This window comes from Leuconostoc sp. BM2 (assembly GCF_002095565.1).
GTDB lineage: Bacteria > Bacillota > Bacilli > Lactobacillales > Lactobacillaceae > Leuconostoc > Leuconostoc falkenbergense.
This window is the reverse complement of the sequence record NZ_MOWQ01000008.1, coordinates 46,206-53,181: the sequence shown is the minus strand read 5'-3', so window position 1 is coordinate 53,181 and position 6,976 is coordinate 46,206. Positions and strand designations below refer to the sequence as shown.

The window sequence follows — 6,976 nt, the reverse complement described above, 5'->3', positions numbered from 1 at the left end:
AGTCACTGGCAGCCATCACCATCTAATTTTCTATACTCGACGTCTAGCGTCTAACTTACTAAGAACAAATTGTGTGGTAACGCCAGTGAAACGGCCACTTTTATTCACGACATCCAGTGCCAAAAAACTCCGCGACCTATGCTTCACAACCTATTTTAGAATAAATCAAAAATAGGTGAAGACTATCTCCGCCGAGATTAATCTTCACCTTTAATGTTAGTAAGTTTTATTAGTCAATTGTCATGGCTGCTGGCTCAGGTGCTATGACATCATGTCCTGTTTCACGTTTGATTGTTTCAAATAAAATGCCTTCACGTAGACCAGATTGAGAGAAAATAACCTGCTGTCCACTCAATAAAATCAGCAATTCCATCAAAGGTAGTAATCCACCAATAATAATATCCCCACGTTCTTTAGCTAAACCAGCCATTTTTTTACGTTCATTCAAATCTTTACTTAAGATCATTTGATAAATCGCAGTAGCATCTTGTGTGCTCAAATGGTAGCCATGAACTGGTAAATCAACAATTTTCTTCTGTCGACGCGAAATCTTTGCTAATGTTCTATTGCTGCCTCCTAGCGCAACCAAAGGTAAATTTGCTGCCTCATTTAGCCACGAGACATCACCAAACATTCTGCGTAAGGCAACGGTAGCTTCAAACAATGAAGCCGCGCTTACAATATCTTTTTCTAGGTAACCTTCACTAATTGTGACAGCGCCAATGGGCAAACTCACTTCATGTAACGCTTCCTTGTTTCTGACTAGCACTAATTCAGCCGAAGCACCGCCAGTGTCTAGTATCAACGCATCATTGATGTTAAGTGTGTTGACAATACCAACATAATCAAAATGCGCTTCCTGCTCACCAGTTAAGACTTCCAACGGCCACACCATTGTATTTTTAAACGCCACTAAAAATTCATCTTGGTTAGCAGCCTGACGTACTGCAGCCGTCGCTACGGCCCTCACATTAATATCTGTTTCAGGATAAACTGATAACGCTTTTTTAAAATGTTTAAGCGCATCTAATGTCCGCTCAATGGCTTCTGGTTGCAAAATTTTATCTTCACCCATGCCTTCAGACAAACGTACCATTTCTTGATAACGTTCCAACACCTCATAGTGACCATCTTGATGGTATTTACTAATCGTCATACGGACTGAGTTAGATCCTAAGTCTATTACCGCTAGTATTGTCATACTTCCTCCCCTGTAAATGGATTGTTGATTGGTTCGAAATCTCGGCGCCGATGTAACGCCTCTTCACGTTGTTGTAATTCAATTTGTTCTGCCAATGAGGCCGCAATGAAGAACTCTTGAGCATTGCTAGCCGACAAACCCCGTCGATCAATTTTTTCAAACACACCATCGTCTTGCAAAACACGTGTTTTAACATTGTCTTCCCACATGGTTTGGAAAATTGATAATACACGTTGTCGTAGGGTAAGATTCTTAATAGGAAATAGCAACTCAACACGGCGATCCAAATTTCTGGTCATCAAATCCGCTGATGATAGGTAAACTTCTGGGTTCCCATCATTTTCAAAACTATAAATGCGACTATGCTCCAAAAAACGACCAACAATCGAATGTACTTCAATCTTATCACTAATTTTTGGAATACCAACACGTAACATCACAATACCACGCACAATTAATTCAACTGGTACACCAGCCTCACTGGCTTCATATAAATGTCGAATCATGTGTTCATCTGAGAGTGAGTTAAATTTCATTTTAATGCCTGCTGGTTTGCCAGCTTTTGCATTGGCCATTTCAGCGTGAATTCTGTCGTAAATAAACTCGCGAATGCCCTCTGGTGACATATGCAATTGGTGGAAATACACGGGATCTGAATAGCCAGTCAAAATATTAAAAATAGAAGCAACATCTGCTCCTAACTCACCATCACTGGTAAACAAGCCAAGGTCTGTATAAAAATTAGCTGTCACGTCATTATAATTACCGGTTCCTAAATGGACATACCGTCGAATGGTATCATCTTCCCGACGAACCACCAATGCAACTTTGGCGTGAACTTTTAAACCACGCAATCCATAGACAACATGAACACCTTTTTGCTCTAATTCCCTCGCCCAGTGAACATTATTTTCTTCATCAAAGCGGGCTTTAATTTCAACTAGCACAGTCACTTGTTTTCCTTGTTGCGCTGCGTCTGCCAATGCTTTGATGATTGGTGAATTACCTGAAACACGATAGAGTGTCATTTTAATTGCCAAAACATTTTCATCGCGAGCAGCCGTTTGAATAAACTGCACCACTGGTTTGAAAGTGTCATAAGGATGGTGCAATAGATAATCACGTTGTTTAATACTGGCAAACATTTTTTCAGGTACCAAATCAGGATTTTCATAGCCCTTAAAATGTGAAAATTCTAGCGTTGGCGCATCAATCAACTTCAGCCAAGCATCTAAAAACGTTAAATCGATTGCGCCATTTACATCATATACACGTTCATCTGGTACTTCTAACGCTTTAATTAGCTTATTCATCAACGTTTTGCTTGTGTTGGCACTAACAATGACGCGAATAACGCGACCACGCTCACGTTCTTGCAATTTACTTTGCACTTCTTGCAGAATGTTTGGCGTATCTTCATCATCAGCGACGTCTAATTCCATATCGCGCAAAATATGGAAGACCGTTGACTCTTTAATCGTATAGCCTTGAAATAATGCATCAAGAAACTGCTGGACGACTTCTTCAATCAAAATGACTTGATTAGACTCTGGTAATGCAATCACACGTCCTGATGTTGTTGGGACCTGCAAGACAGCTATATGCTTTTCTGATTTTTCATCGTCTTTTTTTAAGCGAACACCAATGTTCAACGTATCATTTGCCAAAAATGGAAACGGACGCGTGCTGTCAATTGCCATTGGCGTTAAGACCGGCAACAATTCCTCATCAAAAAAGCGCTTTAAAAAACTTAGCTGTTCGGCACTTAAATCTTCGGCATGCTTTAACTCATAACCATTTTTTTTGAGTGCTGGTAAAATACTGCGATTTAATACTTGGTACTGATTTTTAATTTGTTCTCCAGCTGCTTCAGAAATAATATCTAGCTGTTCTTTTGGCAGTAGTCCTGCTGCATCAGGCTTGTCATGTCCAACAAAAACTTGCTGCTGCAAACTCGCTACACGCACCATGAACCACTCATCCATATTTTTTTGCGTGATAGCTAAAAACTTGGCTCGTTCTAATAATGGATTTTGAGTATCTCTTGCTTCCTCTAAAACACGGTCATTGAACGCTAACCAACTTACTTCTCGATTGACATAGTATTTTGGTAATTTTAATTCACTCATAATCGTTGCCTAGCCTCTCTTCCCTTGTCGTTTCAACACAATAGGCATACCAAACACTGCCTCAAAGAACCTTGCCTTGTCAGTAAAAACATAAATTTCTAATTGCAAATCTAACGGTGTGTGCCCTGTCACAACAACTTTTTCTGCTTGCACAGACACCGTTAATTTAGTAATTTTTTGCAAACGACTATCATCCAACGCATCTGCTAATCTTAGTAGCGCAGCCATCTTAGCAATTCGGATACGCTGCCTTGGGGAAAACTCATTGGTAGCACGTAATGCATTGTCCGGCGTTTCAGCGCTATGATAGCGTGCTATGGCTGCAATCATGCGTTGTTCCGAAGTCGACAAACCATGAAAGTCAATTCCCTCTAATATTTCTTCCGAATACTGATAATGTCGCTGTGAATTAATAAAACTACCGACATCATGTGTCAAAGCAGCGACCCCTAGCAAAAGACGATCACGCGCGTCCAAACGATGAATTTTTTTCAAACGATCAAATAATCGCCATGCATATTGTAGAACAATTTCACGATGCTTATCCTCAACCATATAACGATCAGCAATCCCGCGCGCTGCCGTAATAATGTCTTGTTGCGCCGTTGTGTCTTTAACAACTAACCCATCCAATACGGTTAAATTACTAATATGCAACTTTTTGGCAGATACAGCAGACATCACATTGAGCACTAATACAGCTTCCATGTAAATCATCCAAATATCTTTATCGTCAATGGTGTATTCTTCCGAAATTGCTTGATTATTCATACGAGTAAAATTTGCAACCAGATTCTCAACATCTTTTTTCGTAATAGTTACTGAAGATTGATTCGCCAAAAACACGTTGTTTAAAACATCAGCACCTAACAAAACAACACTGTCGGCTTGTTGAAAAGGTGGCAACATATGCCAAAAATCAGCAAGTTTACTATTAATAAATTCAGGTACAAGATCTGAAATCTGTGTGATTTCTGCTGTCATTTTGCGAATTGATTGGGTCAATCTAACCGGTCCAATAGCAGAATGTTGTGAAAATTTAAACTGTTCATTTTCAAAGTAAGACAAATCAATTCTCGTAGAGCTAACACCTAAAACAAAAGCATTTCCACCACTTAAAACCTTTTGTTCATGCATGCGTAGTGCCAATTGGCGATAGTAATTTTCTTGATTCGCATTTAACCAACGCAATGTTAATCCTGTCACATTTTCTACCTGATCAACAAAGTACACAGCGTTAGGCATTTTTGACAAATTTTCACTACCAAATAGACGAACAGTCGTCACATCATAATCTCGCAACAATTGCTGAAAACGCTGTAATTGAGATAAGGCACGCTGCATGACCTCGGTTGAAAAATGCCTCAGCTCTAAATCATTTTCACTATATTCACGTTTGACAGTTTCAATTTTATGACCACTGCCATCAACAATTTGTAATTCTGCAACACCTGAGTTGAGTAAAATAATACCTTGTAATTTTGCCATTAAAAGTGTCCTCTCTGGCTAGTTTAACATATTTTTGTAAAGATATTGTTTACAATTATCATTAAAATACCATAATAATATTCAGACACTCATTCTGGATTAAAATCACATGTCGACTCATGGTCGTTAATAACACCCATCGCTTGCAAATAAGAATATATTGTCACCGGACCAGCAAATTTAAATCCTTGCTTTTTCATATCTTTAGCGACCTGCTGAGATAATGCATTCTGCGCAACAATTTCTGATGGTCGCGTAATATGATGATTAATTGTTTGATTATCAGTGAAGTGCCACATATATTCAGATAGGCTACCAAAAGTACCCTGTAAATGCTTAATAATCCGAGCATTGTTAATTGTAGCCGCAATCTTTAAACCATTACGAATGATATTTTCATCTTGCTTTAAACGCAAAACATCAGCTTCCGTCATACTTGCGACACGGTCAACGTCAAAATGAAAAAAAGCTTCGTTCAATCCCGAGCGCTTTTTCAATGATATTTCCCAACTTAATCCAGCTTGAAATATTTCCAAAGTGAGCAATTCAAATAACTTAACATCATTACCACGTAATGGTTTTCCCCACTCAGTATCATGATATTTTGTCATCATGTCAGTGGCTGAATAGTGGCTAACCCACTCACATCGTTTAATCATATTGTCAGTCGGAGCGGGTTTTAAAAGATTATCTGTTGGTACCATGATTATTTTACCCTTTTGATTTTTTAGATACTAAAAAATCATCTCTTAACGAGATGATTTAGTAAAGTTAAATTACTTGTTTTCAATTGCTTCGCGAGCATCAGCTGACAAGTTGTAGAATGAGTGGATACCCTTATACTTTGCAGTTGTGTCCAACAATTCTTCAATACGGATCAATTGGTTGTACTTTGCAATACGGTCAGTACGTGACAATGAACCAGTCTTGATTTGACCAGCGTTAGTAGCCACAACCAAGTCAGAAATTGTTGTATCTTCTGTTTCACCTGAACGGTGTGAAACAATAGCTGTGTAGCCAGCTTCTTTAGCCATTTCAATAGCTTCCAAAGTTTCTGTCAAAGTACCAATTTGGTTAACCTTGATCAAAATTGAGTTAGCAGCACCCATCTTGATACCCTTAGCCAAGTATTGTGTGTTAGTAACGAAGAAGTCATCACCAACCAATTGAACTTTCTTGCCCAATTCAGCAGTAATTGTAGCCCAGTCTTCCCATTCATTTTCATCAATAGGATCTTCGATTGAGATGATTGGGTAACGATCTGCCAAATCTTCAAGATACTTGATAAATTCAGGTGTTGTGAATTCTTCACCTGTTGACCAACGTAGCTTGTATGTCTTTGATTCTGCATCGTACAATTCTGATGAGGCAACATCGACAGCAATCGCAATATCTTTTCCTGGCTTGTAACCAGCAGCTTCAATCGCACGGATCAAGTACTTCAAAGGTTCTTCATTATCAGCAAAGTCAGGGGCAAATCCACCTTCATCACCAACTGAAGTTGCCTTACCATCAGCTTCCAACAATTTCTTCAAAGCGTGGAAAGTTTCTGAACCGTAACGAATTGCTTCTTTAACTGTTGGAGCACCAACAGGCATAATCATGAATTCTTGGAAGTCAACTTTGTTAGCTGAGTGAGCACCACCGTTGATAACGTTCATCATTGGTGTTGGCAAAACGTATGAGTTCATACCACCAATGTATGAGAACAAAGGCACACCTAATTCATCAGCAGCAGCACGGGCAGCAGCAATTGAAACGGCCAAAATAGCGTTGGCACCCAACTTACCCTTGTTTTCTGTACCGTCCAATTCGATCATAGCTTGGTCGATAGCGCGTTGATCAGTAACATCAAACTTACCAACCAATGCCTTTGCGATAACATCGTTAACATTGGCAACAGCCTTTGTTGTACCCTTACCTGAGAAACGTGACTTGTCGCCATCACGCAATTCAACAGCTTCGTGTTCACCTGTTGAAGCACCAGAAGGCACCATACCACGACCAAAGCCACCTAATTCTGTGATAACTTCAGCTTCAAGTGTAGGGTTTCCACGTGAGTCAAGGACTTCGCGTGCGATAATATCAGTGATTAAAGACATGTGTCTATTCTCCTTTGGTTTTCGGTTTTATACCATGTTTATTATATCACACAGCA

Annotated in this window: 5 protein-coding genes; all 5 read right to left on the bottom strand. The window is 39.4% G+C overall.

Annotated features, from left to right (window positions below):
* Positions 1-229 precede the first annotated feature (229 nt).
* Positions 230-1,201, bottom strand: coding sequence for a Ppx/GppA family phosphatase (locus tag BMG01_RS04290; protein ID WP_004912863.1), 972 nt, complete (start codon positions 1,199-1,201; stop codon positions 230-232).
* Positions 1,198-3,330, bottom strand: a complete 2,133-nt coding sequence (locus BMG01_RS04285; RefSeq protein WP_004912864.1) for an RNA degradosome polyphosphate kinase — start codon at positions 3,328-3,330, stop codon at positions 1,198-1,200. The genes BMG01_RS04290 and BMG01_RS04285 overlap by 4 nt, the downstream gene beginning before the upstream one ends.
* Before the next feature lie 9 nt (positions 3,331-3,339).
* Entirely contained in the window at positions 3,340-4,818 is a 1,479-nt protein-coding gene (locus tag BMG01_RS04280; protein ID WP_004912867.1) for an HD domain-containing protein, read from the bottom strand.
* 89 nt (positions 4,819-4,907) lie between these two features.
* Entirely contained in the window at positions 4,908-5,522 is a 615-nt protein-coding gene (locus BMG01_RS04275) for a DNA-3-methyladenine glycosylase I (protein ID WP_004912870.1), read from the bottom strand.
* A 72-nt stretch (positions 5,523-5,594) separates the two neighbouring features.
* Positions 5,595-6,920 (bottom strand): phosphopyruvate hydratase, encoded by a 1,326-nt coding sequence (gene eno / locus BMG01_RS04270; protein WP_036067776.1) that lies wholly within the window; start codon positions 6,918-6,920, stop codon positions 5,595-5,597.
* Positions 6,921-6,976 lie beyond the last annotated feature (56 nt).